At 71.4% G+C, this 26299-nt stretch carries 23 protein-coding genes; 9 read left to right on the top strand and 14 right to left on the bottom strand.

The genetic code is table 11. From position 1 onward, the window contains the following. Window positions 1–16: 16 nt before the first annotated feature. The gene (locus WMF28_RS18640; RefSeq protein ID WP_437603592.1) at window positions 17–616 is read left to right on the top strand and encodes a hypothetical protein; all 600 of its coding nucleotides are present in this window, start codon (window positions 17–19) and stop codon (window positions 614–616) included. A gap of 79 nt (window positions 617–695) precedes the next feature. Here WMF28_RS18640 and WMF28_RS18645 read toward each other — a convergent pair whose 3' ends face one another. Further along, the gene (locus tag WMF28_RS18645; protein WP_437603593.1) at window positions 696–1751 is read right to left on the bottom strand and encodes a hypothetical protein; all 1056 of its coding nucleotides are present in this window, start codon (window positions 1749–1751) and stop codon (window positions 696–698) included. 177 nt (window positions 1752–1928) lie between these two features. Here WMF28_RS18645 and WMF28_RS18650 point away from each other — a divergent pair, with 177 nt between their 5' ends. The 4 genes from WMF28_RS18650 (at window position 1929) to WMF28_RS18665 (ending at window position 6901) form a co-directional block, all read left to right on the top strand. After that, window positions 1929–3368 (top strand): serine/threonine-protein kinase, encoded by a 1440-nt coding sequence (locus tag WMF28_RS18650; RefSeq protein WP_437603594.1) that lies wholly within the window; start codon window positions 1929–1931, stop codon window positions 3366–3368. A 198-nt stretch (window positions 3369–3566) separates the two neighbouring features. Then, window positions 3567–4544, top strand: a complete 978-nt coding sequence (gene pdhA, locus WMF28_RS18655; protein WP_437603595.1) for a pyruvate dehydrogenase (acetyl-transferring) E1 component subunit alpha — start codon at window positions 3567–3569, stop codon at window positions 4542–4544. Then, window positions 4541–5524, top strand: a complete 984-nt coding sequence (locus WMF28_RS18660; RefSeq protein ID WP_437603596.1) for a pyruvate dehydrogenase complex E1 component subunit beta — start codon at window positions 4541–4543, stop codon at window positions 5522–5524. The genes pdhA and WMF28_RS18660 overlap by 4 nt, the downstream gene beginning before the upstream one ends. A gap of 39 nt (window positions 5525–5563) precedes the next feature. Further along, window positions 5564–6901: a dihydrolipoamide acetyltransferase family protein gene (locus WMF28_RS18665; RefSeq protein ID WP_437603597.1), complete on the top strand. Its 1338-nt coding sequence runs from the start codon at window positions 5564–5566 to the stop codon at window positions 6899–6901. Window positions 6902–7048: 147 nt separating this feature from the next. Here the strand turns inward: WMF28_RS18665 and fxsT are convergent, their stop codons facing one another. The 3 genes from fxsT to WMF28_RS18680 all read right to left on the bottom strand — a co-directional run bounded on the left by fxsT (window position 7049) and on the right by WMF28_RS18680 (window position 12673). Further along, window positions 7049–9919, bottom strand: coding sequence for an FxSxx-COOH system tetratricopeptide repeat protein (gene fxsT, locus WMF28_RS18670; RefSeq protein ID WP_437603598.1), 2871 nt, complete (start codon window positions 9917–9919; stop codon window positions 7049–7051). 148 nt (window positions 9920–10067) lie between these two features. After that, the gene (locus WMF28_RS18675) at window positions 10068–11144 is read right to left on the bottom strand and encodes an ATP/GTP-binding protein (protein WP_437603599.1); all 1077 of its coding nucleotides are present in this window, start codon (window positions 11142–11144) and stop codon (window positions 10068–10070) included. Between the two features lie 26 nt (window positions 11145–11170). Beyond that, a complete protein-coding gene (locus tag WMF28_RS18680; protein WP_437603600.1) occupies window positions 11171–12673 on the bottom strand; it encodes an SIR2 family protein in 1503 nt (500 codons plus the stop codon). A gap of 297 nt (window positions 12674–12970) precedes the next feature. On the opposite strand from WMF28_RS18680, the gene WMF28_RS18685 reads away from it, so the two are divergent. Together WMF28_RS18685 and WMF28_RS18690 are read left to right on the top strand one after the other, a co-directional pair. Further along, window positions 12971–13873, top strand: coding sequence for a formylglycine-generating enzyme family protein (locus tag WMF28_RS18685; protein WP_437603601.1), 903 nt, complete (start codon window positions 12971–12973; stop codon window positions 13871–13873). A 67-nt stretch (window positions 13874–13940) separates the two neighbouring features. Further along, window positions 13941–14885 carry a metallophosphoesterase family protein gene (locus WMF28_RS18690; protein WP_437603602.1) on the top strand — a complete coding sequence of 315 codons (945 nt, stop codon included), beginning with the start codon at window positions 13941–13943 and terminating at the stop codon, window positions 14883–14885. A gap of 189 nt (window positions 14886–15074) precedes the next feature. On the opposite strand, the gene WMF28_RS18695 is transcribed toward WMF28_RS18690, so the two are convergent. Continuing rightward, window positions 15075–15281 (bottom strand): cold-shock protein, encoded by a 207-nt coding sequence (locus tag WMF28_RS18695; RefSeq protein ID WP_012236438.1) that lies wholly within the window; start codon window positions 15279–15281, stop codon window positions 15075–15077. 737 nt (window positions 15282–16018) lie between these two features. Here WMF28_RS18695 and WMF28_RS18700 point away from each other — a divergent pair. Both WMF28_RS18700 and def read left to right on the top strand, forming a co-directional pair. After that, window positions 16019–18229 carry an ATPase, T2SS/T4P/T4SS family gene (locus WMF28_RS18700; RefSeq protein WP_437603603.1) on the top strand — a complete coding sequence of 737 codons (2211 nt, stop codon included), beginning with the start codon at window positions 16019–16021 and terminating at the stop codon, window positions 18227–18229. Between the two features lie 150 nt (window positions 18230–18379). Then, window positions 18380–18892 (top strand): peptide deformylase, encoded by a 513-nt coding sequence (gene def, locus WMF28_RS18705; RefSeq protein WP_437603604.1) that lies wholly within the window; start codon window positions 18380–18382, stop codon window positions 18890–18892. An 18-nt stretch (window positions 18893–18910) separates the two neighbouring features. Here the strand turns inward: def and ribD are convergent, their stop codons facing one another. The 9 genes from ribD to WMF28_RS18750 all read right to left on the bottom strand — a co-directional run bounded on the left by ribD (window position 18911) and on the right by WMF28_RS18750 (window position 26283). Then, entirely contained in the window at window positions 18911–20056 is a 1146-nt protein-coding gene (gene ribD, locus WMF28_RS18710) for a bifunctional diaminohydroxyphosphoribosylaminopyrimidine deaminase/5-amino-6-(5-phosphoribosylamino)uracil reductase RibD (RefSeq protein ID WP_437603605.1), read from the bottom strand. A 16-nt stretch (window positions 20057–20072) separates the two neighbouring features. Beyond that, window positions 20073–20534 (bottom strand): transcriptional regulator NrdR, encoded by a 462-nt coding sequence (gene nrdR / locus WMF28_RS18715; protein WP_437581248.1) that lies wholly within the window; start codon window positions 20532–20534, stop codon window positions 20073–20075. A gap of 24 nt (window positions 20535–20558) precedes the next feature. After that, window positions 20559–21806: a beta-ketoacyl-ACP synthase II gene (fabF, locus tag WMF28_RS18720; protein WP_437603606.1), complete on the bottom strand. Its 1248-nt coding sequence runs from the start codon at window positions 21804–21806 to the stop codon at window positions 20559–20561. Window positions 21807–21933: 127 nt separating this feature from the next. Then, a complete protein-coding gene (gene acpP / locus WMF28_RS18725) occupies window positions 21934–22182 on the bottom strand; it encodes an acyl carrier protein (protein WP_020736512.1) in 249 nt (82 codons plus the stop codon). A gap of 144 nt (window positions 22183–22326) precedes the next feature. Continuing rightward, the gene (fabG, locus tag WMF28_RS18730; protein WP_437603607.1) at window positions 22327–23073 is read right to left on the bottom strand and encodes a 3-oxoacyl-ACP reductase FabG; all 747 of its coding nucleotides are present in this window, start codon (window positions 23071–23073) and stop codon (window positions 22327–22329) included. Window positions 23074–23079: 6 nt separating this feature from the next. Continuing rightward, on the bottom strand, window positions 23080–24021 hold the full coding sequence (gene fabD / locus WMF28_RS18735; RefSeq protein WP_437603608.1) for an ACP S-malonyltransferase: 942 nt from the start codon (window positions 24019–24021) through the stop codon (window positions 23080–23082). Window positions 24022–24184: 163 nt separating this feature from the next. Next, window positions 24185–25180 carry a beta-ketoacyl-ACP synthase III gene (locus WMF28_RS18740; RefSeq protein ID WP_437603609.1) on the bottom strand — a complete coding sequence of 332 codons (996 nt, stop codon included), beginning with the start codon at window positions 25178–25180 and terminating at the stop codon, window positions 24185–24187. Between the two features lie 94 nt (window positions 25181–25274). After that, window positions 25275–25469 carry a 50S ribosomal protein L32 gene (gene rpmF, locus WMF28_RS18745; protein ID WP_020736516.1) on the bottom strand — a complete coding sequence of 65 codons (195 nt, stop codon included), beginning with the start codon at window positions 25467–25469 and terminating at the stop codon, window positions 25275–25277. 4 nt (window positions 25470–25473) lie between these two features. Next, window positions 25474–26283, bottom strand: coding sequence for a YceD family protein (locus tag WMF28_RS18750; protein WP_437603610.1), 810 nt, complete (start codon window positions 26281–26283; stop codon window positions 25474–25476). Between the last annotated feature and the right edge of the window lie 16 nt (window positions 26284–26299).

The raw sequence follows: 26299 nt of genomic DNA on the forward strand, positions 1-26299 counted from the left end.
AGGCGCAGGAGGACCGATGAACAGATACCGAGCCTGGTCTGCCGCAGCCGCCCCCCTCTGGATCAGCGCCGTCGCGCTCTCGGGCTGCGGCGGCGCCTCCGTCGCGCAGGCGCCCGCGATGCCGGAGCCCGCCGGTGCCGCCGTCATGTCGCCGCGCGACGAGGGCTCCATCGAGACGGCCGAGGATGCGCTCGCAGAGCTGGAGCGCGCGGAGGGCGAGCTCGATCAGGTCCTGGGCGCACCGGGAGGCCGCGAGGAGGACCGTGCCGTGACGCAGGCAGCTCCGCCGGAGGCGCCACCGCCGCCGGCAGCGGCGCCATCGCCGCCGCGCGCGGCGTCACCGTCGCGTCCGGAGGCATCCGACAGCACCCCCACACCGGCCCCGCGGGCGACGACCGCCGGCGCTGAGTCCCCGGCGAAGAAGGCCGAGGCTGAGCGGATGACCGCGACGCCATGCGAGACCGCGTGCCGCGCGCTCGCGTCGATGAGCCGCGCAGCGCAGCACCTATGCGGGCTCGCCAGCGACGCGGACCCGCGGTGCGACGCCGCGCGCAACCGGGTCAAGAGCGCGACAGACCGCGTCGCGTCGCGGTGCCCGCGCTGCGTCGAGCTCTAGCTCGCACGGGGCTCCGCCCCGCCGGCGCGCAGGCCTTCGCCTTCGAGGCCGCCGGACGCGCCCCCTCCGCCGAGCGATGTCAGGGGCCCGGCGCGAGGAGCTGGAGCAACCGTATATTCTTGTACATCTCCCCGAGCGAGCCAGCCGCCGCCTGGCCGGCCTTCGCCAGCCGCTCGATCTCTCCGGGGCGCACGTCCACCTGCACCGTGAGCCGACCTGCGCCCTGATCCACGGTGAGCGTCGCGCGCTTCGCGATCTCGGCGAGCGCCGCGCCGGGCTCCGGACCGGCGAGCGCCTGCAGCGCATCCACGTTCGCGCGCTTCGCCTCCAGGAGCTTCCGGAGCTCCTCGGCCGCGTCGGCCGACGCGGCATCGATCACGACGGTCGCCGCGAGGCCCTCCTTCGTCGAGACGCCGACGGTGACGGCGCGCGGGCCGGTGGAGCCGGTGAGGATCGCGCGGAGGCTCGGCTTGCTCTCGGCGAGCAGGGCGACGCCCAGGAGGGGACGATCCCACCCGATGTGCGCGAGGCGCGAGGTGACCTCGTCCCGGCTCGCCAGCGACGTCTCGGACTCCTCGGCGTCGATGCCCGCGCGGATCTCGGGCTCGGTGCCGTACAGCAGGATCGATCCATCGCGCACGGCGATCGCGTCCTCGCCGGCGCGGAGCAGGTACCTCACGCCCTTGTACTCCGCCTGGACGTAGCTGTGCTCCGCGAGGCGCGCCGCGAGCTTCTGCTCGTCGAAACGCCCGCGCGCGACAACGAGCGCCGGGGAGAGGATCAGCTTGTCGACATCGAACCCGAGATCGATGCCCGTCGCCTTCTTGATGTCGTCGCGGGTGCGCTCGATGTGCTGCCGCACCGAGCCGCCGTCGGCGCCGAGCGCGTTCAGGTCGAGCTGGTGAGGGTCGACGATCACGACACCGGCAACGCTGCCATGGACATATTCGAGCAGGGACTCGTCCTTCGGGAACGTGGCCGCGCGGAGGTGCGACAGGCCGAAGCCGAGGAGCCCGGTCTGCTGGGCGAGGACGATGGCGAACACGAGGCCGAGGAGGACGATGTACCTGGCCTTGCCTCGCTTCCTGGGTGCTCCGGCGGCCCGTGCCGGCTTTGACGCGCTCTCGGTGCTCATCTGTGCTCGCTGCGCCCTCGCTGGATACCACGTGCCGCCGGACCCTGCGGGAACCGCCGCCGCAGCGCCTCGAGCGCCGCCCCTCGACCCGGCGCGCGCTGCGGCAGAGCATAACCGGAAGCGGGACGCCGGCCAGGCCTTCCGCCGGGGCCGCTGGACGGATAGAAACGACGCGACGTGCCTGGATCATCGTCCCCCGATGGCGGCCGCGGCGCGCTCGCAAAGCCGAGCGACCGCGCTGTGCTGCCCGCCTCCCTCGGCCGCTACCACGTGCAGCGCCTCCTCGGCGAGGGGGCGATGGGGCGCGTGCTGCTCGCGCACGATCCGCTGCTCGATCGCGACGTCGCGCTGAAGCACCTGCGGGACGATCTCCGCATCCCGCGCGACGTCCGCGAGCAGCTCGTCGTGAGGATGCGCCACGAGGCGCGCGCCGCCGCCCGCGTGACGCACCCGAACCTCGTCACGCTCCACGACGTCGGCGAGGACCCGGACTTCGGGCTCTACCTCGTCTTCGAGTACGTCGAGGGGCCGACGCTGAAGCAGCAACTCCTCGAGCGCCCGCTCTCGGCGGCGCAGGCAGCGCGCCTGGCGCGCGAGCTCGGTGAGGCGCTCACGATCGCGCACCGGGCGGGCATCGTCCACCGCGACATCAAGCCAGAGAACATCATCCTCTCCACGAAGGGCGGCAAGATCGCCGACTTCGGCATCGCCCGGATCCCGGACTCGACGCTGACGCACCAGGGAGGGCTCATGGGGACGCCGGCGTACAGCGCGCCGGAGACGTTCCGCGCCGGGAAGTTCTCGCCCGAGAGCGATCAGTTCTCGCTCGCGGCCGTGATGTTCGAGGCGATCTCCGGCAAGCGCGCGTTCCCGGGCGACGACGCGGTCTCGGTCGCGTCGAAGATCGCGAGCGACGAGCCGCCGTCCCTCGCGAGGGAGCTCGGCGTGCCGCCGTCGCTCGATCAGGTGCTCGCGCGCGGCCTGTCGAAGCGACCCGAGGACAGGTACCCGAGCTGCGACGCGTTCGGCGCCGCGTTCGCCGACAGCCTCGAGTGGGCCGCCTCCAGCCAGATGCCGAGGCGCATGCTGGAGGCCCCCGTCGCCGCGGCGGCGGCGCTGTCCACGGAGCCCGGCGCGACGCGCGCGGATCCGATCGACGACCACTTCCCTCCCCGCGAGCGGAAGATGGGGCAGATCGTCCTCGGCGCGGCCGTGGTCGTTGCGACGGCCATGCTGCTCGTGCGCACGGCGATGCGATCGACGGACGCGCCGGTCGAGGCGCCCCCCGCAGGCGCGGCGCCGAGCGCGTCGTCCGCGCCCACGCCGCCGCGGCCGCGCGTCGTCCCGGCGACGCGGCCCGCGCGCCCGAAGCACGAGCCCGCCGACACGGCGTCGCCGGCCTCGCCCGCGCCGCGCACGACGGGCAGCGCGGAGCCGAGCGCGAGCCCGTCGGGCAGCGCCAGCGCCCCGAACCCGCCCGCGACGGACGCCATCCCCGAGGACGATGACGATGAGGCCGCGGACGCCGGGACGCCTGAAACCGACGACTTCGGCGGTCCGCAGACCACCGAAGGTGACGCACCGGACGCTGGGGCGGTCGATGCCGCCGCGCGTTGAACGGCTGAGAGCGCGGATGCGTTGTCACGCGGAAAAAACTCCCGTAAAGGAGCCAGGGTAAGCGGCGTCGCTGTCCGGAACGGCCGACGTCAAGCGCCTCGTCGGGCCCCTCGCGGGCTCGGCATGTCGCCCACGATCACGCCGACCGCCGCGCTGGCGACTGTCTGGAACGCTGTCCTGCCCCCTGAGATCTCCGCGATGACTACCCTGACCAACGGCGACGATCTCCATCTGTCGCTCTACCGAAAGATGTTTCAGATACGCCGCTTCGAGGAAGAAGCGGCCCGCGCCTACGCGCAGAGCAAGATCGGTGGGTTCCTGCACCTCTACATCGGTCAGGAGCCCATCGCCGTCGGCGCGTGCGCGGCGCTCCGCCCTGATGATTACGTGATGACGACCTACCGCGATCACGGCCTCGCGCTCGCCCGCGGGATGACCCCGCGCGCCGCGATGGCGGAGCTCTACGGCAAGGTCACCGGGTGCTCGAAGGGGCTCGGCGGCTCGATGCACTTCTTCGACAAAGAGCACAACATGCTCGGCGGCTACGGCATCGTCGGCGGCCACATCCCCATCGCCGTCGGGACCGCGTTCGCGTCGAAGTACCGCGGCGAGGACCGGGTCTCGATGGTGTTCTTCGGCGAGGGGGCGGTGAGCATCGGCGACTTCCACGAAGGCATGTCGCTCGCGGCGCTCTGGAAGCTGCCGATCGTGTTCGTCTGCGAGAACAACGAGTACGCGATGGGGACGCCGCTCTCCCGGACGCTCTCGGTCGAGGACGTCTCGCTGAAGGCGCTCGCCTACGGGATGGAGCGCGATCGCTTCAACTCCGAGCACGTCCTCCAGGTGCGCGATCGCCTCGCCGAGGCCATCACGCGGGCGCGAACCCTCTCGGAGCCGACGCTGGTCGAGATCAGGACGTACCGCTTCCGGGGCCACTCGATGAGCGATCCGGGCAAGTACCGGACGAAGGAGGAGCTCGAGGAGCGCAAGAAGAAGGACGTGCTCCTGCGCTCGCGCATCGAGCTCGAGGAGAAGGGGCACAAGGCCGCCCTCGAGGCGATCGATAAAGAGGTGGAGGACGAGATCGCCGATGCGGTCCGCTTCGCCGAGGAGAGCCCCGAACCCGGGCCCGAGATTCTCGAGCCCACAACCTACGCAGGACCTTTTGCGCGATGACCGTCCTAAGATACCGGGAGGCGGTTCGCGCCGCCATGATCGAGGAAATGGAGCGCGACGAGCGGGTGTATCTCGTCGGCGAGGAGGTCGGGCACTACCAGGGCGCCTATAAGGTGACCGAGGGGATGCTCGAGAAGTTCGGCTCCAGGCGCGTGATCGACGCGCCGATCACCGAGAGCGGATTCACCGGCATCTCGATCGGCGCCGCGATGGTCGGGCTCCGGCCGATCGTCGAGTACATGACGTGGAACTTCTCCGCCGTCGCGTTCGATCAGATCCTCAACAACGCGGCGAAGCTCCGGCAGATGTCCGGCGGGCAGCTCAGCATCCCGCTCGTGCTGCGGGCGCCGAACGGCTCGGCGCGGCAGGTCGGCTCGCAGCACTCGCACTCGATGGAGCACTTCTACGCGCATATCCCCGGCCTCAAGGTGCTCGCGCCCGCGATGCCCGCGGACGCCAAGGGGCTCCTGAAGTCGGCGATCCGGGACGACAACCCGGTGCTCTTCATGGAGAGCGAGACGCTCTACGGTGTGAAGGGCGAGGTGCCCGACGATCCCGACTTCACCGTGCCGCTCGGGGTCGCCTCGATCGTGCGCGAGGGGACGGACGTCTCGATCATCGCCTGGAGCCGGATGGTGCACGTGGCGCTCGAGGCGGCCGCGGAGCTCGAGAAGGAGGGCATCAGCGCGGAGATCGTGGATCTGCGATCGCTGCGCCCGCTCGACGAGGAGACGGTCGTGCGGAGCGTGACGAAGACCCACCGCGCGGTCGTGGCGCACGAGGGCTGGCCCTACGGCGGCGTCGGCGCCGAGGTCGCCGATCGCATCCAGCGGCTCGCGTTCGACGAGCTGGACGCGCCCGTCCTGCGCGCGACGACGCTCGACGTTCCGATGCCCTACAACGCACGGCTGGAGCAGCACGTGATCCCGCAGGCGGCGCGGATCATCGAAAATGTTCACCGCGTTCTCTACAAAAGCTGACTGAGCGGACGCACATCCCCGATCAAGGTTGATAGACCCATGGCGAAGGTTCTGGAACTGCCGAAGCTGTCCCCAACCATGGAGGAGGGGCAGATCAGTGCGTGGCACAAGAAGGAAGGCGACACGATCGACATCGACGATCTGCTCGCAGACGTCGAGACCGACAAGGCGACCATGGAGTACAAGTCCTTCGATCGAGGGACGTTGCTCAAGATCCTCGTGCCCGCGGGCAGCGTGGTTCAGCTCGGCCAGCCTGTCGCGATCATCGGCAACCCGGGCGAGGACATAAGCGCCCTCGCCGGGGGGAGCGGCGGCGGCGCTCCGGCGCCGAAGCCGAGCGCGGCGGAAGCTCAACCCAAGGGGGATCGCGCGGCGCAGCCGGCCGGCAGCGCCGCGCCGAGCGGCGAGGCGCCCGCGACGACCGCGCCGCCCGCGGCGCGCGGCGACGCGGTCTCGCCGCCCACGCAGCCGGCGGCGCCGCAGCCGTCGTCCGACGGGCGCGTGAGGGCGTCGCCCTACGTGCGCAAGCTCGGCCGCGAGCGCGGGCTCGACCTGACCAGCGTCGCCGGTACGGGTCCGCGCGGGCGCATCGTGGCGCGCGATCTCGAGGGGCTGAAGCCGGCGCCGACCGCCGCGGCGGCCGCGCCCGCCGCCCCCGGCGAGCTCGCTGCGCCGGAGGTGCGGCCGCTCAGCATGATGCGCAAGGCGATCGCCCGGCGCCTCACCGAGTCGAAGCAGACGGTCCCGCACTTCTATCTCTCCATCGACGTCGACGCCGATCCGCTGAACGCGCTGCGCGAGCAGATCAACGCGGATCTCGCGGCGACCGCCGCCGAGGGCGAGAAGCCGCCCAAGATCAGCTTCAACGATCTCCTCGTCAAGGCGTGCGCCATCGCGCTCGTGCGCGTGCCGGAGTGCAACGCGCAGTTCACCTCGGATGCGATCCTCATCCACCGGCGCGTCGACATCTCGGTGGCGGTCGCCGTCCCCGAGGGCCTCGTCACCCCGGTGGTGCGCGACGTCGACCGCAAGCAGGTGCTCGATATCGCCGCCGAGGTGCGCGAGCTCGCGGGGCGGGCCAAGGCGAAGAAGCTGCGGCCCGAGGAGATGGCGAACGGGACGTTCTCGATCTCGAACCTGGGCATGTACGGGATCGACAACTTCGGGGCCGTCATCAACCCCCCCGAGGGCGCGATCCTCGCCGTGGGTCAGGTCCGCCGCGAGCCCGTCGTGCGCGGCGAGCAGGTCGTGCCGGGCCGCCGCTTGAGCATGACGCTCTCCTGCGATCACCGCGTCGTCGACGGCGCGGTCGGGGCGACCTTCCTCAAGGTCCTGCGCCAGCTGCTGGAGCACCCGACGCAGATCTTGCTCGGCTAGCCCTCCACACCTCCACGGCCAGAGAACAGCCAGGATGCAGAGGACGCCGGGGGTCTCCCGGCGTCCCCATGCGCGGCGCGCGCTGGCCTCACCGGCGCGGGCGCGCGCCGAGCGCACCGCCGCGTCGCACGAGCGCCGCGCTTCTGCTCAGGTAGCCTCGGCGCTGCTCCCGAGCGCGTCGCCGAGGCGCGCCAGGTTCCGCGAGAAGATCTGCACCGACGGGTGCGACGGCCCGAGCGCCTTCGTGGCGATCGCCACCGCGCGCTCGATCTGCTGCCACGCGCCCGATAGATCGCCGAGCGCCTGCAGCACGCGCCCGAGGTTGTTCACGATGCTCGCCACGACCGGGTGATCCGGGCCGTAGGTGGCCTGCGCGATGCCGAGCGCCCGCTCCAGCTGCTCGCGCGCCCCGGGCAGCTCGCCGAGCGCTTGCAGCACGCTGCCGAGGTTGTTGCAGCCGATCGCCACCGCCGGATGATCCGGCCCGTACGTCGCCTCGGCGATCCTCAGCACGCGCGCGAAGTTCGCCCGCGCCCCCTCGAGATCACCGAGATCGCGCAGCACGCTGCCGAGATTGTTGATGTCCCGCGCGACGTCCGGGTGATCCGGCCCGTAGGTGTCCTCGACGATCGCGAGCGCGCGCTCGAAGTCGGCGCGCGCCCCGGCGAGGTCGCCGAGGTCGCGCAGCACGCGCCCGCGGTTGTTCAGCGCCAGCGCGAAGCGCGGGTGGTAGCAGCCGTAGCTGTGCTCGTCGATCTTGAGCGCCTCCTCGAACTGCTCGCGCGCGCCCTTCAGGTCGCCGAGATCGTGGAGCAGCCGGCCGAGGTTCGTGCGCCCGATCGCGACCGTCGGGTGCTCCTGCCCGTAGGCCCGGATGTCGATCACGAGCGCCCGCTCGAGGTGCACGCGCGCGCCGGCGAAGTCGCCGAGGTCGCGGAAGAGCGCGCCCAGGTTGTTGAGCCGTATCGCGACGCTCGGGTCGTCGGGGCCGTACGTCGCCTCGTCGATGGCGAGGGCGCGCTCCAGGTGCTTGCGCGCGCCCGGCAGATCGCCCTGATCCATGAGCACGCTGCCGAGGTCGTTCACGTCGCGCGCGACGTCCGGGTGGTCGGGGCCGAAGCTCGCGATGTCGATCGCCAGCGCGCGCTCCAGGTGGGCCCGCGCGCCGCCGAGGTCGCCGAGGTCGTGCAGGACGCTGCCGAGGCTGCGCAGCACGGCCGCGACCTTCGGGTCATCGTGGCCGAACGCCGCCTCGTGGAGCGCGAGCGCCCGCTCGAGGTATCCCTTCGCCTCCGCGAACGCCGCGCGCCCCTGCAGGTAGACGGCGAACCGGGCGAGGAGGCGCCCGCGCACCTCCTTCGCGACGTCGTAGGCCTCGGACTGGCTCGCCGCGGCGAGCGCGTGCGGCAGCCAGCGAGCGCAAAAGGGCCACGTCTCCACGTCGTCGCTGCTCTCGGGGAACGCGTGATCGACGAGGCGGACCGCCGCCTCGGCCCACACCCGCCGGTCCTGAGGCGAGAGGCGATCACGGACCACCGCCTGGACGAGCCGGTGCACCGAGAGCGCGCCCTCGTGCACGTCGATGAACGAGTAGCGGCGGAGCGCGGCGACCGCCTCGTCGAGCATCAGCGGATCGCTCAGCGCCTCCGCGAGCGCCGGCGGCAGGTGCGGCGCGGCGTCGGCGAGGCCCTCGCGCGGGATGTCGTCGGGCGCGAGGAACGCGCACAGGCTCAGCAGATCGACGGCGACGGGCGAGAAGCGCTGCGCCTCCTGGAACGCGAGGCCCCAGGTCGTGGCGACCGGCGTCGGGTAATCCATCGGCACCCCGCGGAGCAACAGCTCGCGCTGATGGTCGCCGAAGACCGCGTGGTAGGTCGCGATCGAGGACCTCGTCTCCTTGATGGTCGCCGCCGCCTGCACCAGCGCGAGCGGCAGACCGCCGAGCGTCTCGGCGAGCCTCTCCGCGGCGCGCTCGTCGCTCTGCCCGGTCCGCTCGAGCAGGAACTTCACCGAGTCGGCGCGAGCGAGCGCCGGCACGGTGAGCGGCGTGGCGATGCCGCGAAAGCTCGGGTTGCGCGAGGTGATCAGGATGTGCCCGGTGCGCGGGTGCGGGAGGTACGGGGCGACGTCCCGCGGGTCGTTGACGTTGTCGAAGACGAGGAGCCATTTGTCGTTGCGCGACAGCCACGACCGGACCGCCTCGATCGCGATCCGCTGGTCGGCCTCGTTCTGCTCCGGCAGGTCGAGCGCCGCGGCGAGGCGCGCGAAGTCCTCGGCCATCGTCGCCGGCTCCTCGGCGCGGACCCACCAGACGACGTTGTACTGGCTCGCGTACCGGTGCGCGTACTCCGCGGCGAGCTGCGTCTTGCCGATCCCGCCGAGGCCGCTGATCGCCTGCGTGAGCGCCGCGGGCCCGCCCGTCGTGAGCGCGCTCCGCAGCTCGTCGAGGAGCTGGTCGCGCCCGGTGAAGCTCGGGTTGCGCGGCGGGAGCTTCTTGATGTGCGGCTCGGCGTCGGGCGAGCTCGACTGTCGCCGGGGGGCCGGCCGCTGCGTCGGCGGCTCCGTCTCGCGGACGGCGCTCCGTATCCCCTTCGCGATCTCGGTGAAGGCCTCGCTCTGGTTGGGGTAGCTCGTCACGGGCCGCGCGCGGTTGGGCAGCGGCTGCAGCGTGCCGAGCACCGTCTTCTCCCAGGCGCAGGGCCGCAGGATGACGGGGATGACACGACATTCCCCCGCCTCGTGCCGGGCGATCGCCTCCCGGATCTCCGGCGAGAGCCACGCGTCGGCGTTGAGGAAGTCCGCGCTCACGAGCAGCAGCACGACCCGGGCCTCGCGCAGCCTCGCCGCGAACGCCTCTCGCCGCTCCCTCCCCCCGCCGAGCGCGAAGCCCTGGTACGTCCGGATGACCCCCTGCCGCTTGAGCGCGTCGAGGTGCGTCTCGAGCTTGGGCCGCAGATCCTCGTCCCTCGGGGCGTAGGAGAAGAACACATCGGCGGGGCTCGTCGCCAAGGCAACCATAGTTCCTCTCGCGGGCCTTAAGGTCTCACGACGGACCTGAAGCGCAACGAGAATACGCGGTCGGGAAAGACCCAGGAAGAGACGGTATATGACGCTCTCGGCGGATACATGCGGGTCGAACCTCCATGGCTGCTTCGGGGGGGTTGCCTTACCCCGAATCCGGCTCCGTCCTACCTTCGCGTTCCTCTTCCGTGCTGGGGAAGAACCTGCCGGAAGCCTGGACGATGCGGCGCGCCGCTTCCATCCATTGCCGCCGATCGTCCCGTCGCAGCTGGTTGCGGACGACGATTTTCACGAGACGATGAACGCTGAGCGCGTGCGGCCGCACCTCGATCAGCGAGTGCAGCCGCAGCATCGCGATCGCGTCGTCGAGCGCGAGCGGGTCGTACTCGTTCAGCGCCCGCCGCGGGATCGCGTCCATCGGCAGGAATGAGCAGAGGCTGAGGAGCTCCGCCGCGGCCTGGTGGCTGAACACCGCGGCGAGCGCGCTCTCCCACGTGGTCGCGACCGTCACCGGGAAGCTGACCGGGCGCTCCAGGAGCGCGGCCGGTCGCTGGCGGAACAGCGCGAGGTACTCCGCGAGCGGGCGCCCGGTCTCCTCGATGTACGCGCCGGCCTGCGCCAGGGCGAGCGGCAGGTCACCGAGCTCCTCGGCGAGCGCGTCGGCCGACTCCGCGTCGGTCTCGCCCGTGCGCCGCAGCAGGAAGCTCACCGACTCGGCGCGCTCGATGCCGCGGACGGTCACCGTCGTGAGCCCGCGCCAGATCGGATTCTGCGACGTCGTGATGATGTGGCCGCCGTGCGAGACGCTCGGTACGTAGGGCTCGACCTCGCTCGGGTCGCGCACGCTGTCGAAGAAGAGGAGCCAGCGCCCGCGGCGCCCGAGCCTGTTGCGCACCGCCGCGACCCCGCGCGCCGGATCCAGCTGCTCGTGATCGGGCAGCCGCATCTCGGCGGCGAGCGCCATGAAGGCGGCGTCCATCGTCGCCGGGCTCTGGCCGTCGATCAGGAAGACCGTGTCGTAGGCGCTAGCGTTGCGGTACGCGTACTCGATGGCGAGCTTTGTCTTGCCGGTGCCGCCGAGCCCGCAGAGCGGCGCCATGCCGCGCCTCGCGAGCGCGGCGCCGATCTCGGCGAGCAGATCCTCGCGCGCGGCCAGGTTCCGGCTGCTCCACGCGGGGACGCTCCAGATCCCGGGCGGCGGTGGCACCTCTGATTGGCTCACCGGCTGGGCGCCGGTGCTCGGTGAGCCTACGGGGGGTTTTGGGTGAGCTGCTCGACCTGCTTTCGGATGCCCTTGGCGATGTCTGTGAAGGCCTCGCTCTGGTTGACCCAGCTCGTCACCGGGCGCCCGCCCCGCGGCAGGCTGGCCAGCTTGCCGAAGGGCGCGCCCTCCCAGTCACAGGCGTCGAGGATGACCGGGATGACGCGCGCCTCACCCCGCTCGTGACGATCGATCGCCTTCTGCATCTCGACGTCGTAACAGAAGTCCGACGCGAGAAAATCGGCGCTGATGAGCAGGAGGACGACCCTCGCGGTCTCGAGGTGCTCGGCGAGCGCCCTGTCGCGCTCCTCGCCGGCGCCGATCTCGCCGTCGTGCCAGCCGCGGATGACGCCCTTGCGCTTGAGGATGGCGAGGTGCGTCTCGAGCTTGTCGCGCAGCTCGCGGTTGCTCTCCGAGTACGAGAAGAACACCTCGATGGGGCTCGCCGGAGGCTCGGACACCCGGTCGCGCCGCGGAGGGTCGAGCGCCCCCGGCACCGTGACCGCGTCGTCGTACGCGGCCGGGCCGGGCGGGAGATCGTACGCCGGGAAGCCGAGCGGCGACGACGACGGCGGGAGCTCCAGGTCGGGGATCGGCGGCGGGACGATCGAGCGGGAGCGGAGCGGCGTCGCGCGCGGGCGGGGCGCGCACATGCGCTCGAGGATCGCGAGCGCCTTGTCGTGGCTGCCGTCGGCGGTGTCGTAGGGCAGGAGCAGGAACCCCATGTCCACGAGCGTCGCGCGGCGGTACGGCGTCAGGCTCGCGCTCGGGACGATGACGAAGCGGGGCGGCGGCGAGCTGCCCGAGAGCGCGTGGATGTCCGACAGCATCTCGTCGAAGCTGTCGTCGGCGCGCCCGAATCCGATGAAGAGCACGGGGCACTTCGAGAGCACGGCCGTGAGCGACCTGCGCACGGCGGGGGCCGCGATCGACGCGAGGAAACGCTCGCGCGCGAGCACCCAGCTGCCCGGCTCCTTCAGCGTACCGTGCAGCTTGAGGATGAACCGCCGCCGCCACGCGGCCTCGTCGGTGACGCGCGACATGGTGTCCCACTCGATGCCAAAGGCGCGCTCGAGCAGGTGGTTGAGGTTCGTGGTGAGCACCGCGCGCAGCTTGTCCCGCAGCGCGGCGATCGCGAGCGCGATGCGCGGCGGCTCGAGCCCCTCGTCGTCGAGCGCGTCCTCGACGAACGCGTTGAACTCCGCCGCGCCGAGGGCGTGCTCCGCCGCGGCGAGCGCCTCGCTGTAGCGCTGCGATCGCGCGAGCGACGCGACCTCGGCGGTCACGACGTCGTCGCCGACCTGCTCTCGCACCCGCTCGACGAGCAGGTCGACGAGCTGGCGCCACGTCGGCAGCCCGGCCGCGGCCGAGATGCCTCCCCCCACGAAGAGCACGAGCTCTCCGCTCTCGAACGCCTCATGCAGCTCTTCGATCACCGCGGCGTCGAGCTCCGCGCTCATCGTGTTCGCGTTGTCCATAAGGGTTGACATCGAGCCCCTCGAGTCTATCGCTCCTCGGCGCCCGGCGCACTTTTGCGACGCGTCGCGCTCACCTTCGCTCATGACGCGCGACGCCGCGTCGAGCGCGCGACGCCGCGTCGCGCGCCGCGCCCACGACGTCCCAGACGACAGACCGCGTCGCCTCGGGCGCGGTGCCGCCTCGGGCGCAGTGAAGCGCGGTCAGAGCAGGCGGAAACAGTCCGCAAGCCTGGAGCATGCTACGCCTCCGACATGCGTCCGGCGGCTCTCTTTACGCTGGCCACGCTGGCCTCGATTTTCGCAGTCTCCATGATCGGTCTGGCTGCCCCTCCCTCCCGCACGCGCCGCGCCCCGCGCCTCCCGGCGAGCGCGGAGGCCGCGCTCCCGGCGGGCGCCGGCGGCCCGCGCTCGCCCGCGAGCGTCGTCGCGCTGCGCGCGCCCGGCCCACCTGCGGTCCTTGTGCGCGCGGGGAGCTTCACGATGGGCTCGAGCGAGATCGAGATCGCGCACGCGGTGACGCTCTGCAAGCTCGAGCCGCGCGGCGATCTGTGCGTCGACGAGACCGAGGCGAGCTTCGCGAACGAGCTCGTACCGCACGAGGTGTACCTGTCGGACTTCTGGATCGACCGCACCGAAGTGACCGTCGCGAGCTACCGCCGATGCGTCTCGGCCGGACTCTGCACCGAGCCTCCCTATGCGTCCGGCGGGCAGCGGTTCGATCGGCTGGATTATCCGGTCGTGCTCGTCTCGTGGAGCGATGCGCAGCGCTACTGCGCCTGGGCCGGCGGTCGCTTGCCGACCGAGGCCGAGTGGGAGCGCGCCGCGCGCGGCGCGGCCGGGCGCCGCTACCCCTGGGGCCATGTCTACAACCCCTTCCACGCGAACCACGGGAGGCTTTCGTTCGACGAGCTCGACGACGGCGACGGCTTCCTCGAGCTCGCTCCCGTGGGCTCGCTCGTCTCCGGGCGGACCCCCGACGGCATCGACGATCTCGCCGGCAACGTCGAGGAGTGGGTCGCCGATTACTACCATCCCGAGTATCCAAGCAGCAGCGCGAAGGACCCGCGGGGGCCCGACATGGGCGAGGAGCGCGTGCTGCGGGGCGGCAGCTATATCCTGGGTCGGCCCTGGCTGCGCGGCGCCGCGCGAGGGCACGACCTTCCGACGAGCCGCCGGGCATGGCGCGGCTTCCGCTGCGCGCGCGACGCATGAGCCGGAACGCAGGCGACGAGCCCGCGCTGCGGTTGGCCGCCGCGCGGGAAGGGCCCATACTGCGCCCGTGAGGATCGCGCACCTCTCTGATCTGCACCTCCTGTCCCTCGAGGGGGCCATCCCGTTCCGGCTGCTGAACAAGCGGCTGACGGGCTACATCAACCTTCGCTTCCGGCGCCGCGCCATCCACAAGCCGCACCCGGTGCACGCGGCGGCGAAGGAGATCCGGCGGCTCGACGTGGACCACGTCGTCATCACCGGCGACGTGTCGAACCTCGCGCTCGAGCGAGAGTTCGGCCTCGTCCGCGACTTCCTGCAGCGCGATCTCGGGTTCCCTCCCGACCGGGTGAGCATCGTCCCGGGGAACCACGACGCGTACACGAAGGGCGCGCACCGCTCGCAGCGGTTCTCGCAGTACTTCGCGCCGTACCTGCGCTCCGACCTCCCGCTCGACGCGCCGGGGGGACGCGATGACATCGAGCCCGGCAGCGACGGTGGGGGCTCGGCGTTCCCCTTCGTGCACCTGCGCGGGCCGGTGGCGATCATCGGCCTGTCGACCGCCTGGCCCCGTCCCCCGCTGGTGGCCTCGGGGCGGATCGGCCCGGTCCAGCTGCGCGCGCTGGAGCGTGTGCTGTCGCACCCGGAGGTGCGACGGCGAACGCCGATCGTGCTCCAGCATCACCCCTTCCACAACCCTGCGAGCCGGGCGAAGACCTTGCTCGAGGGCCTGGGAGACGCCGCGGCCGAGGGGCGGCTGCTCCGGCAGGTCAGCCGCGGCCTGCTGCTGCACGGGCACCTGCACCGGCGCATTCACCGGAAGCTGCACACCGAGCGGGGTCACATTGACGCCGTGGGCGCCGCCAGCGCCTCGCTGCTTCACGAGAGCGATGAGCGGATGGCCGGGTTCAACGTCTACGAGGTCGACGACGCGGGGGCGATCACGGGCATCACCTCGCACCGCTTCGTGCCGGGTCAAGAGGCGTTCCGCGAGGTCCCGGTACCCGAGCGCTGAGCGCGATCGGCGACGCGCCCCACCGGAGGCGGCGCTCGCCGAGCGCCCCACCGGAGCTGCGCGCAGATCCTCCGCTGCGCGCGGGACCCGCCTTGCGGGCGCGCGATGATCAGGCTCGGAGGTGGGATGGATCGAGCGCAGCGGAGGCGCTGCGCGGGCAGTCCGGTGGGGCGCTGGTCAGGAGGAGAGTCAGGCGGTGGCGCGGATCACGTTGACCGCCTGGAGACCTTTGGGACCTTCTTTGATCTCAAATTCAACGGTCTCGTCCTCGAACAGACGGCGGCGCCCCTCCCCGTTGATCTGCGAATAATGAACGAAGACGTCGGGGCCAGTCTCTTGCTTAATGAAGCCCCAGCCCTTCTCATCGTTGAACCACTTTACCTTGCCAACTGCCATATTTCCTCCACTTCAGAGCTCGTCGATACCCGAGGCGCGCAGGCTGGCAGTCGGGAGGAGACCGCGGCTGCGGTCCCTGATTCCGATGCGGGCTTGGCTGATTGCAGCAAACCCCCCTCGTAGACAGATCCAGCTTGCGCAGGGCGATTGCCCAGCCGCTGGTTGATGTGCATGCGCGGCGACTTCGACGATTCTCCCCGGTCCGAGCGGGCGCCAACGTAAACGGCTCGAACCGCCAAGGTCAAGCAGCGATGATGGTTCGGCACGCGCTGACGCGGGGGCAGTGCCGCGTCACCGGCAGTCCCTCCTTGCAGCAGCTCCCGACGAGAATGTTCCGCCGTACAGCAGATCCTGACGGCGAGTGGAAAGCGCGTTCGAATCACGGGCGCGCCGCGCGGTGCGAAGCAGAATTCGCGCGGCCGTCAAGATTTGCGCTCCTATCGAAGAGCCTTGTGCGTCGGCCCGTGCATGGCGTCGCGCCCTCCACGCGCGTCTCGAGGTGTCGCGTGGCGGGTGACCTCCCGCGGGCGTCGTGCAGCTGGCGCTGGCCGACGATGGCTCCGCCTGTTCGCCGACGAGCCGCCGGCGTCTCCCCGGCGCGAGCGCGCGGCGGCTCGATTTCCTGGACCCGCGCCTCCGCGCTCCGCCTGCACCGCGCCGCCTGAGCGCGGCGGGCGCGCGCCTGGGCTCGCGCCCGCTCGCCGCCCGGGAGCAGGATCCGAAGGCATCTCGTTGACATGTCTGTTCGAGCTTGCTCGTATGGCGTGGCGAGGGCATCGGGTCTCACCTCCGCCCTGGCCCCGCGAGGCGACGACGAGATGTTCTCGGTGATCATCAGCGAGAAAGGGGGCGCGGAGCGCCGCGAAACCTTCGACCGGACAGAGATCAACGTCGGTCGCGTGCAGGGCAACGACCTGATGCTGCCGAAGGGCAACGTGTCGAAGCGGCACGCTCGGCTGCTCTTCCGCGACGGGCGCTTCATCGTCACCGACCTCAAGAGCACGAACGGCACGTACGTCAACGGCCGGAAGATCGCTCAGGCGACGATCGTTCGCGAGGGCGACAAGATCTACATCGGCGACTTCGTGCTGCGGATCGAGACGGCCGCGGCCGGAACGGCGCCCCCGGACAGCACCGCGCCGCCGGCGCGCGTGCCGGAGGAGACGGGCACGGGCGATCCGGCGCATCTGGCCGACCGCGCGCCGCCGTCCGCCGAGAAGGGGCTGCACCGGTCGGCGCCCCTGCCGCTGATCAACGAGAAGGGCGAGCCATCGCGCACCAGCCAGGGCGTGATCAGCCACTTCCCGCTCGAGAACGATCCGGACGAGTCGGCCGAGGCCGCCGCGCCCGTCCCCGGTCCGCCGCGTATCCCCTCACCTCGCCCGCCCATCGTGCCCGGCGCGCCGGGCGGCGCATACGCCCCGCCGCTGCCGGTCCCTCCCGCGGCGCCCAACGCCGCCCCGGCGCGCGACGGTCGCGCGGCGGTCCACACCGTCCACCCGACCATGCAGATGGCGCGCCCGTACCCGACCGTGACCCCGCTGCCGGGACAGGGCGGAGCGAGCGCCGCCGCGCCGCCGCAGGGCGCTGCGACCGTCGCCGTCCACCCCAGCGTGGTCCCCATCCCCAGCCGGCGCGCCATCCCGCCCGTATCGGACCGGGTCGATCGCGGGCAGGGCGATTCGGCGCAGGCCGTGGCGCACCGCAGGGCGCTCGGGCGCCTCGTGGAGCGGCTCGGCGACAGGGTCGACCTCGCGCCGCTCGACGGCGGCGCGCCGCCGGACGGCGCGCTCGCCCAGCGGATCGAGCAGGCCATCGCCGCCTGCGCGGAGGCGATGCGCGCGGCGGGCGAGCTGCCCTCCGAGATCGACGCCGAGGCGCTCATGGCCGACGCGCAGCGGGAGCTCCTCACGCTCGGCCCGCTCGATCGCCTGCTCGACGACGCCGAGGTCGGTGAGATCCAGGTGTTCCGTCACGACCACGTGATCGCGATGCACGGGCGCCGGCGCGCGATCACGGAGGTCGGGTTCAGCAGCGAGCGCGCGGTCGACCGGGCCATCCGCCGGCTCTGCGTGATGGCCGGGCAGCCGCTCGAGGGCGGCGCGCGCTTCGTCGAGCGGACCCTGCCGAGAGGGCAGCGGCTCTTCGCCGTGCTCCCGCCGGCGGCGACCTCCACGCTGGTGATCCGGAAGCCGCAGCGCCCCGATGTCACGCTCGAAGACCTGGTGCGCAACGGGACGATCTCGCGCGCGATGGCCGGGCTGCTCTCCCAGTGCGTGCTCGGGCGCGGCAACCTCCTCGTCACGGGGACGCGGGACGCAGGGACGGGCTGGTTGCTCGGCGCGCTCGCGGCCGCAGCGCAGCCCGACGATCGGTTCGTCGTGCTCCAGGACGAGGACGAGCTCGCCCTCGATCAGCCCAACACCCTGTCGATCGCGCTCGGCAGCACGACGGCGGAGCGGACGCGGGCGGTGCAGGCGGCCGTGCGCATCCGGCCCGAACGGGTCGTGGTGAGCTCGTTCTCGGGCCACGTCGCGGCCGAGATCGTGGATGCGATCGGCGGCGGCATGGACGGCGTGCTCGCGGCCGCCCGGGCGCCCACGCTGCGGCAGGCGGTGACGCGGCTCCCCGCGGACATCGCCGCGACCCGCCCGGGGATCACGCCGGAGACGGCGCGCGAGTGGCTGGCGTCGTCGTTCGATCTGGCGATCGAGATCGCGCTGCTCCGCGACGGTCGTCACCGCGTGCTCCGCATGGCCGAGCTCGCGGTCGAGAACGGGCAGATCGCCATTCGCGACGTCTTCACGTTCGTGGTCGAGCGGACGGCCGCCGGCGGTGCGCTCGAGGGGACGTTCCACCCTTCCGGGCTGGTGCCGGACATCGTGGAAGACCTCCAGTCCCGCGGGCTCACCGTCGATACGTCGACCTCGTTCCGCAGGAACCGCTAGCTCCGCCCGCCGGAGCTCCGGCCAGCAAACGGCCACCAGCAACGGCCAGCAACGGCCAGGAACGACAAAGACGGGAAGAACTCTGGCGCGCGCGACGGGAACGTCTTGACGAGCGCCGGCGAGAAACGGAGGTTATGCTGTTGAGCAGCCATGGCCATCCGCACCATCCTCCACTATCCCGATCCGCGGCTGCGACAGAAGGCGCAGCCGGTCGGGGACATCACCCCCGAAATCACGAGGCTTATCGACGACATGGCCGAGACCATGTACGCCGCGCCCGGCGTCGGTCTCGCGGCCACGCAGATCGGGGAGCCACACCGCATCTTCCTCGTTGACATCGCCTCCGACAACGAGCCGAGCAACCTCCTCGTGTTCATCAACCCGGAGATCGTCCGGCAGGAGGGGCAGCAGGTCGGCCCCGAAGGGTGCCTGTCGTTCCCCGGCATCAGCGAGGACATCAAGCGCGCCGAGAGCGTCCGCGTCCGCGCCCGCGGGCGCGATGGCGCGACGTTCGAGATCGCGGCCGACGGCCTGCTCGCCGTGGCCGTCCAGCACGAGCTCGATCACCTGGACGGCGTGCTGATGATCGACCGGATGGGCACGCTCAAGAAGCGCATCGTCCAGCGGAAGATGCAGAAGCGCGGCGCCGAGGCGGCGGGCTGAGCCGCGCGAGCGCCCTGATCAGCTGCGCGCCGGGAAGGCCAGAGGGCCGCTGACGTACGCGTCGCGGCCGCAGAGCTCCCAGCGCGGATCGACGATCCGGGGCGCGTCCCCCGGCGTGTCCGGGCCGGCCCAGTCGACCGCGCCCGGCCGTCCGCGGGGGCCGAGCAGGATGGGCGCGACGAAGGCGTGCAGCTCGTCCGGCAAGCGCGACGCGAGCAGGCTGCCGGCGAGCTCGGCGCCGCCCTCCACGAGGATGGAGACGATCCCCTGCGAGGCGCAGAGGCGCATCGCGGCGGTCACGTCGACGCGGCCCTCCGCCGAGGTCGGCGCGCGCAGGACGACGCAGCCCGCGTCCACGAGGACCTGCTCCGCCGCCTCGGGCGCGTCGGCGCCCGTGAGCACCCACGTCGGCACCTCCCGCGCCGTCTGCGCGAGGCGCGTGTGGAGCGGCAGCCGGAGCCGCGTGTCGAAGACGAGCCGGATGGGGCTCCGCCCGCCGGGCGCGAGCCCTGCCTCGCGCAGCGTGAGCCGCGGATCGTCGGCCAGCGCGGTGCCGATCCCGATCGCCACCGCGTCGTGGCGCGAGCGGAGCTCCTGCACCTTGGCGCGTGCCTCCGGGCCGGTGACCCACTTCGAGGCCCCCGTGCGGGTCGCGATGCGACCGTCCAGCGACAGGGCGAGCTTGAGCGCGATGTGGGGGATGCCGGTCGTGATGAACTTGGTCCACGGCGCGATCACCGCGCGGGCCTCGGCGCCGGCGACGCCGATCTCGACGGCGAGGCCGGCGTCGCTGAGCCGCTGCGCCCCGCCGCCGACCACCCCGGGGTTCGGATCGGGCGCGCCGATGACGACGCGCTTGATGCCGGCGCTCAGCACCGCGTCCACGCAGGGCGGCGTGCGCCCCTCATGGTTGCAGGGCTCCAGCGTCACGTAGAGCGTCCCGCCGCGCGCGACGTCCCCGGCCATCGCGAGCGCGAGCACCTCCGCGTGCTCCTCGCCGGCCCGCGCGTGGTGCGCGACGGCGACGACCTCCCCCGCGGCGTTCACCACCACCGCGCCGACCGGGGGGTTCGGCGACGGCATCGCCTTGTGCGCCTCCTCGATGGCGAGGCGCATCATCGCGGCGTCGAACTCGGGATCGGGGGTGGGGAGCTTCGCAGACATCGAAGTGCCGGATCTACTAGGGCGCCTTGGCCTTCACAAGCTTGCCAAGCTCGACCATGAACTGGTCGATGTCCCGAAAGGAACGATAGACGCTGGCGAACCGGACATAGGCGACCTCATCGAGTGTCCGCAGGTGGTTCATCACCCGTTCGCCGAGCTCGGTCGACAGGATCTCCCGCCGCTCGGACTCCTGCGCCTCGCGCTCGATCGCGTCGGCAATGGCCTCGATCTGGTCGGTGGACACGGGCCGCTTGTTGCACGCGATCCGCAGCCCCCGCACGAGCTTCTGCCGGTCGAACGGCTCGCGCCGGCCGTCCTTCTTGACGACCGTCGGCAAGATGTCCTCGACGCGCTCGTAGGTCGTGAACCTGCGCTCGCACGAGGCGCACTCACGTCGCCGGCGGATCACCTCACCCGCGCCGCCGGCGCGGGAGTCGATGACCCGGTCTTCGAGATGGCCGCAAAATGGGCACTTCATCGAGCCATCCAGCGCGGCGCGCGATCAGCCGTCGAACTGGGAGAACACGAGCGACACGTTCGTCCCGCCGAAGCCGAAGGAGTTCGACATCACGTGCGTCAGGCGGCGCTCGCGGGAGGTGAACGGCACGTAGTCCAGGATTGTGCACTCGGGATCGGGGTCGTCCAGGTTGAGCGTCGGCGGCACCGCGCCGTGGCGCAGCGCGAGGGCGCAGAGCGCCGCCTCGACCCCGCCTGCACCCCCGAGCAGGTGGCCCATCGCCGACTTCGTCGAGCTCACCCAGAGGCGCTTCGACGCCGCGTGGTCGCCGAAGACCTTCAGGATCGCCCGGGTCTCCTCGATGTCGCCCTGGGGCGTCGAGGTGCCATGGGCGTTGATGTAGTCGATCGCGTCGGGCGCGAGCCTGGCGTCTTCGAGCGCCATCCTCATCGCGCGCTGCGCCCCGGCGCCCTCGGGCGCCGGCTTCGTGATGTGGTACGCGTCGCACGAGGCGCCGTACCCCACGACCTCCGCGTAGATCTTCGCGCCGCGTCGCTTCGCGTGGGAGAGCGACTCGAGCAGCAGCGACCCGGCGCCCTCGGAGCAGACGAAGCCGTCGCGCCCCTTGTCCCAGGGGCGGCTCGCCCGCTGCGGCTCCTCGTTGCGCCGCGAGAGCGCGAACATCGCGCAGAAGCCGCCGATGCCGAGGCCGGTGATCGTCGCCTCCGCGCCGCCCGTGAGCATGATCTGCGAGCGCCCCCGGCGGATCCACTCGAACGCCTCGCCGAGGGAGTGCGCGCTCGACGAGCACGCGCTCGTGTTGCAGTAGCTCGCGCCCCGCAGGTCGAGCGCCAGCGCCACCTGTCCGGCGGCGAGGTTCGCGATGACCGTCGGGATGAAATAGGGGCTGACCTTGTGGGGGCCCTTCTCGTGCAGCGTGATCGAGTGCTGGAACAGGTACTCGAGGCCACCGAGGCCGACGCCGATGAAGGTGCCGCACTGATCGCGGTCCTCCTCGGTGAACTCGATCCCCGCGTCCTTCACGCACATCTGCGAGGCGGCGATGGAGAGCTGGGCGAAGCGGCCCATCTCCTTCACCTTCTTCTTGGGGATGTACTCCTCCGGGGCGAAGCCCTTCACCTCGCCGGCGAAGCGCGTCGGAAAGACGCCCGCGTCGAAGAGGGTGATGGGTCCGATACCGGACTGACCAGCCAGCAAAGATTGCCAGGTGGCCTGCGTCCCGATGCCGTTGGGCGTCATGAGCCCGATGCCGGTGATGACAACGCGTTCCATGGCTCTTATTGCCCTAGCGCCACCACAGAGGTGAGGACACGTGCTTCGGCGAAGAGCGGACCCTTCGCTGGCTCACGCGCCATCACACCTCCATGGTGACGCCGCGTCCGGTAGGGCGGTAGGGACGCTACTTCTTGGCATTCCTTTCGATGTAGTCGACCGCATCCTGGACAGTCCGGATCTTCTCCGTGTCCTCGTCCGGAATGTCGATCTCGAACGCCTCCTCGAACGCGAGGACAAGCTCCACCAGGCCCAGCGAATCGGCGCCCAGATCGTCGATGAAACTCGCTTCAGGCTTGATGTCCTTCTCGTCGACGTCGAGCTGTTCCTTGATGATTCGCTTTACTTCGGCCGTGATGTCGCGACCTTCAGCCATGGTATTCCTCCCGGGAAAACGGACCCCCTAGTAGCCCATCGCCATGGGCGTTGCACCATCGAATTACCTGCGACCGGCTTTTTCGTGTGCGCCTGGTTCGCCGCTGAGCGGACGCCTGGCTGCCCACGTCTCCATCCGGCGCGCTCAGACGTACATGCCGCCGTTGACGCGCAGCGTCTCGCCCGTCACGTAGCTCGCCTCGTCGGAGCACAGGAATGCGATCGCCGCGGCGACCTCCTCCGGTCGACCTGTACGCCCGAGTGGGACCATCTTGGTCAGGCCCTCTTTCATCTCAGCGCTGATCGTCGTCGTCATGTCGGTGTCGATGAACCCGGGCGCCACCGCGTTGACGGTGATGCCGCGCCCCGCGTACTCGCGCGCGAGCGACTTCGTCACGCCGAGCAGGGCCGCCTTCGTCGCGGCATACGCCGTCTGCCCCACGTTGCCCATCTCCGCCACGACGCTGGAGAGGAAGACGATACGCCCCGTGCGCGCGCGCATCATCACCTTCGTCGCGGCGCGGGCGCACGCGATCGAGCCCTTGACGTTGACGGCGAAGAGGCGATCGAGGTCCTCCTCCTTGATCCGCAGGAGCAGGCCGTCGATCGCGATCCCCGCGTTCGCGACGAGGATGTCGAGCCGGCCGAGGCGCTTCGCCGCCTCGGCGATGGTGGCCTCGGTCGCCTGCAGGTTCGCGACGTCGAAGCCGAGCGCCTCGGCCTTGCCGCCGCGCGCGGTGATCGCCTCGACGAGCGCGCGCGCCTCGGCCTCCCCGCGCACGTAGTTGACGATCACATGCGCCCCCTGCGCCGCAAGCGCCTCCGACGCAGCCCGCCCGATCCCTCGCGAGCCACCCGTGACGATCGCGACTTTGCCCGTAAGGTCGAACATCGATGCCTATGCCTCCGAAAGGAACGCGCTCACGCGCTCAATCCCCGCCATGTCGCTCACGCTGAGCACCTTGATCTGCTTCGTGATCCGCTTCACCAGCCCGGCAAGCACCTTGCCAGGGCCGATCTCCAGGGCGTGCGTGACGCCGTCCTCCGCCATGCGCTCGATCGTCCGCATCCACTGCACGGTGCCGTCGACCTGGCGCAGGAGGAGCGACCGCACCCGCTCCGGATCGGCGTTCGGCGTGGCGTCGATGTTCGCGATCACCGGGAAGGCGAGCGGCCTGAACCGGGCGCGCTCGAGCTCGGGGCGCAGGCGCTCGGCCGCAGGTCGCATCAGCGCGCAGTGGAAGGGAGCGCTCACCTTGAGCGGGATCGCCTTGCCGCCGCGGGCGACGGCGAGCTCGCCCGCCCGCGCCACCGCGCGGCTCTGGCCGGCGATCACGATCTGCCCCGGCCCGTTGTAGTTCGCCGGCGCGATCACCTCGCCCTGCGCGGCCTCCGCGCAGATCGCGAGCACCACGTCCTGATCGAGCCCGATGAGCGCGGCCATGGCCCCCTCACCCGCCGGTACGGCCTCCTGCATCGCCGCGCCGCGGATCCGGCAGAGCCGCACCGCCTCCTCGATCTCCAGCGCGCCGGCGGCGACCAGCGCGCTGTACTCGCCGAGCGAATGGCCGGCCGAGTACAGCGGCGGCTCGAGGTCGGGCAGGTGCTCGATGAGCGCGGCGGCCACGGCGCAGCTCGTGGCGACGATGGCGGGCTGGGTGTTGCTCGTCTGCGTCAGCTCCTCCATCGGCCCCTCGAAGCAGAGCCGCGAGAGCGGCTCGCCGAGCGCGGCGTCCGCCCGCGCGAACGCGCCGCGCGCCGCCGCCGAGGCCTCCGCGATGGCCTTGCCCATCCCGACCTCTTGCGCCCCTTGCCCTGGAAACAGCCAAGCGATTTTCACGTTTGCCCTCACTTCCAAGCGGGGGAAACGGACGTCGTCCGTCCCCGAACCACGTCACGAGGCCAGCGCGCGCCAGGCCCCGCTCACGCTGGGACGCCCGGTGAGCTCGGCCGCCTGGACGCGCAGATCTCGACCTCGACACCGGCGCGCGCGCATGGCTCGCTCACATCCGGACGACCGATGCGCCCCAGGAAATGCCGGCGCCGAGCGCGCAGAACAGGACGTTGTGGCCCGGCTTGATGCGCCCATCGCGGACCGCTTCATCGAGGGCGATGGGGATCGACGCGCTCGAGGTGTTGCCGTATTCCTCGATGTTCAGCACGAACCGCTCCAGCGGGAGGCTGAGCCGCGCGGCGACCTGGCTGATGATCCGCAGGTTCGCCTGATGCGCGACGACCCAGTCGAGGTCCGCGGCCGCCATGCCCGCCGTGTCGAGCGCGATCAGCGAGGCGCTGGAGAGGTTCTTCACGGCGACCTTGAAGATGTCCTGCCCCACCATGTGGACCTTGTTGCGGTTCTGCTCGATGCCCTCGGCGGTGAGCGGCTCGGCCGTGCCGCCGCCCGGGATGACCAGGGAGCTCGCGAGCGCGCCGTCGCTGAAGATCCGCGTCGAGACGATGCCCCTGCCGTCGCCGGACGCAGGCCCGAGCACGACCGCGCCGGCGCCGTCGCCGAACAGGACGCACGTCGTGCGATCCTTCCAGTTCAGGATGCGCGAGAGCAGCTCGACGCCGATCACGAGGACGTGCCGGGCCACGCCGTTGGAGATGAACTGATCGGCGATCGTGAGCCCGTAGACGAAGCCCGCGCAGGCCGCCGAGATGTCGAACGCGGGGATCTCCTCGGCGCCGAGCTTCTGCTGCACGTGCACGGCGCAGGCGGGCACCGGCGAGTCGCCGCTGATCGTCCCGACGATGATCATGTCGAGATCGGCCGCAGAGAGCCCGGCGGACGCCAGCGCAGAGCGGCCGGCAGCGGCTGCCATGTCGCTCGTGAGCTCGCCCTCGGCCGCGACGTGACGCCGGCGGATCCCCGTTCTCTCGCTGATCCAGCTGTCGGAGGTGTCGACGATCTTTTCGAGATCGGTGTTGTGCAGGACCCGGGCGGGCGCGTAACTGCCCGTCCCGAGGATACGGCTCCTCGGCCGCGCGGCGCTCATGCGCCGACCTCTCGCGCGCCCGCGTGGGCCTTTGCCGCGCCCGGGTGCGCGGGCGCAGCGTTCACGCCCGCCAGCGTCCGCGCGCCCGCCCCTGTCATGTGGCCGCGGTCGCCTTGGTCGCCTTCGCCTTGCGCCCGTTGTAGTGCCCGCAGGCGCCACAAGCGCGGTGCGGGAGCCGGGCTTCCCCGCAGTTCTCGCAAGAAACGAGCTGGACGGGGGTCACCTTGTCGTGGTTGGCGCGCCGCATGTCGCGCTTGCTGGGGGTGGTTTTCCTCTTGGGGACGGCCACGGAGCTACTCCTTCTTGGTCTTCTTCTTCGGTGTCCCGGCCTTGGCCGGGGAAGTTGAGGCAGGTTGCGCGCGCCGGTCAGAGCCGCCGGGCTTCTGTCCAAGCTTCTCTCGGAGCGCGCTCAGCGGCGCGAGCCGCGGGTCGAGGCCTGGAGCGGCCTCGTCCTCCTCCACCGCCCCGCGGGCGAGGGTCGAGGAACCGCCCTCGCGGTCCTCTCGGGACGCGGCAGGACCGATACCCGGGCAAGCCTCCGAGCACAAGGGGAAGTTCGGCATCTCGAGGAGAATGGCCTCCCGGATGAACGGATCGAGCACCACCGTCTCGCCGTCGTACGTGTCGACGTCGGCCTCGTCGGCCGAGAACTCGTACTCGGGCTCCTTGACCTTGGCCACCGCCTTCGTCGCCCCGTTGCGCCCCGCGTCGTCCCGCCGGTGGCTGGGCCCCGCGTCGTCCCGCCGGTGGCTGGGCCCCGCGTCGTCCCGCCGGTGGCTGGGCCCCGCGTCGTCCCGCCGGTGGCTGGGCCCTCGGCCCTCGGCCTTCGGCGCCGGACGCAAGAGGAGCGAGAGCTCGGCGTCGATGTCCAGCGCGGCCGGAGAGAGACACCGCGCGCACGGCGTGGCGACAGACGCCTTGACACGACCGCGCACGACGATCTCGTTCCCCGTGCGAGAGAGGCGGGCAGAGAGTTGGCCTGGCGCGCGGCTGGTGACATTGACGTCAGCGAGCTCTGCGTTCAGCCAGTCGGTCGGCAGCGGCACGTCCAGCGAGGTGCCGGAGAGGTCGATGTCATTGGCGGAGACGGCGATCTTGGACATGGGGTTCGGGGCCAGT

It is taken from the genome of Sorangium sp. So ce590 (assembly GCF_051521365.1).
In the GTDB taxonomy this organism is placed as follows: domain Bacteria; phylum Myxococcota_A; class Polyangia; order Polyangiales; family Polyangiaceae; genus Sorangium.

What these genes read in the sequence shown, in the direction of transcription:
- WMF28_RS18700 (WP_437603603.1), top strand. Translation starts at nt 16,019, where the DNA reads ATGTCTGTTCGAGCTTGCTCGTATGGCGTGGCGAGGGCATCGGGTCTC.
- WMF28_RS18665 (WP_437603597.1), top strand. Translation starts at nt 5,564, where the DNA reads ATGGCGAAGGTTCTGGAACTGCCGAAGCTGTCCCCAACCATGGAGGAG.
- WMF28_RS18750 (WP_437603610.1), bottom strand. Translation starts at nt 26,283, where the DNA reads ATGTCCAAGATCGCCGTCTCCGCCAATGACATCGACCTCTCCGGCACC.
- WMF28_RS18740 (WP_437603609.1), bottom strand. Translation starts at nt 25,180, where the DNA reads ATGAGCGCCGCGCGGCCGAGGAGCCGTATCCTCGGGACGGGCAGTTAC.
- WMF28_RS18680 (WP_437603600.1), bottom strand. Translation starts at nt 12,673, where the DNA reads ATGTCAACCCTTATGGACAACGCGAACACGATGAGCGCGGAGCTCGAC.
- WMF28_RS18685 (WP_437603601.1), top strand. Translation starts at nt 12,971, where the DNA reads ATGATCGGTCTGGCTGCCCCTCCCTCCCGCACGCGCCGCGCCCCGCGC.
- WMF28_RS18695 (WP_012236438.1), bottom strand. Translation starts at nt 15,281, where the DNA reads ATGGCAGTTGGCAAGGTAAAGTGGTTCAACGATGAGAAGGGCTGGGGC.
- def (WP_437603604.1), top strand. Translation starts at nt 18,380, where the DNA reads ATGGCCATCCGCACCATCCTCCACTATCCCGATCCGCGGCTGCGACAG.
- pdhA (WP_437603595.1), top strand. Translation starts at nt 3,567, where the DNA reads ATGACTACCCTGACCAACGGCGACGATCTCCATCTGTCGCTCTACCGA.
- WMF28_RS18660 (WP_437603596.1), top strand. Translation starts at nt 4,541, where the DNA reads ATGACCGTCCTAAGATACCGGGAGGCGGTTCGCGCCGCCATGATCGAG.
- fabG (WP_437603607.1), bottom strand. Translation starts at nt 23,073, where the DNA reads ATGTTCGACCTTACGGGCAAAGTCGCGATCGTCACGGGTGGCTCGCGA.
- fabF (WP_437603606.1), bottom strand. Translation starts at nt 21,806, where the DNA reads ATGGAACGCGTTGTCATCACCGGCATCGGGCTCATGACGCCCAACGGC.
- WMF28_RS18645 (WP_437603593.1), bottom strand. Translation starts at nt 1,751, where the DNA reads ATGAGCACCGAGAGCGCGTCAAAGCCGGCACGGGCCGCCGGAGCACCC.
- ribD (WP_437603605.1), bottom strand. Translation starts at nt 20,056, where the DNA reads ATGTCTGCGAAGCTCCCCACCCCCGATCCCGAGTTCGACGCCGCGATG.
- fxsT (WP_437603598.1), bottom strand. Translation starts at nt 9,919, where the DNA reads ATGGTTGCCTTGGCGACGAGCCCCGCCGATGTGTTCTTCTCCTACGCC.
- nrdR (WP_437581248.1), bottom strand. Translation starts at nt 20,534, where the DNA reads ATGAAGTGCCCATTTTGCGGCCATCTCGAAGACCGGGTCATCGACTCC.
- acpP (WP_020736512.1), bottom strand. Translation starts at nt 22,182, where the DNA reads ATGGCTGAAGGTCGCGACATCACGGCCGAAGTAAAGCGAATCATCAAG.
- WMF28_RS18640 (WP_437603592.1), top strand. Translation starts at nt 17, where the DNA reads ATGAACAGATACCGAGCCTGGTCTGCCGCAGCCGCCCCCCTCTGGATC.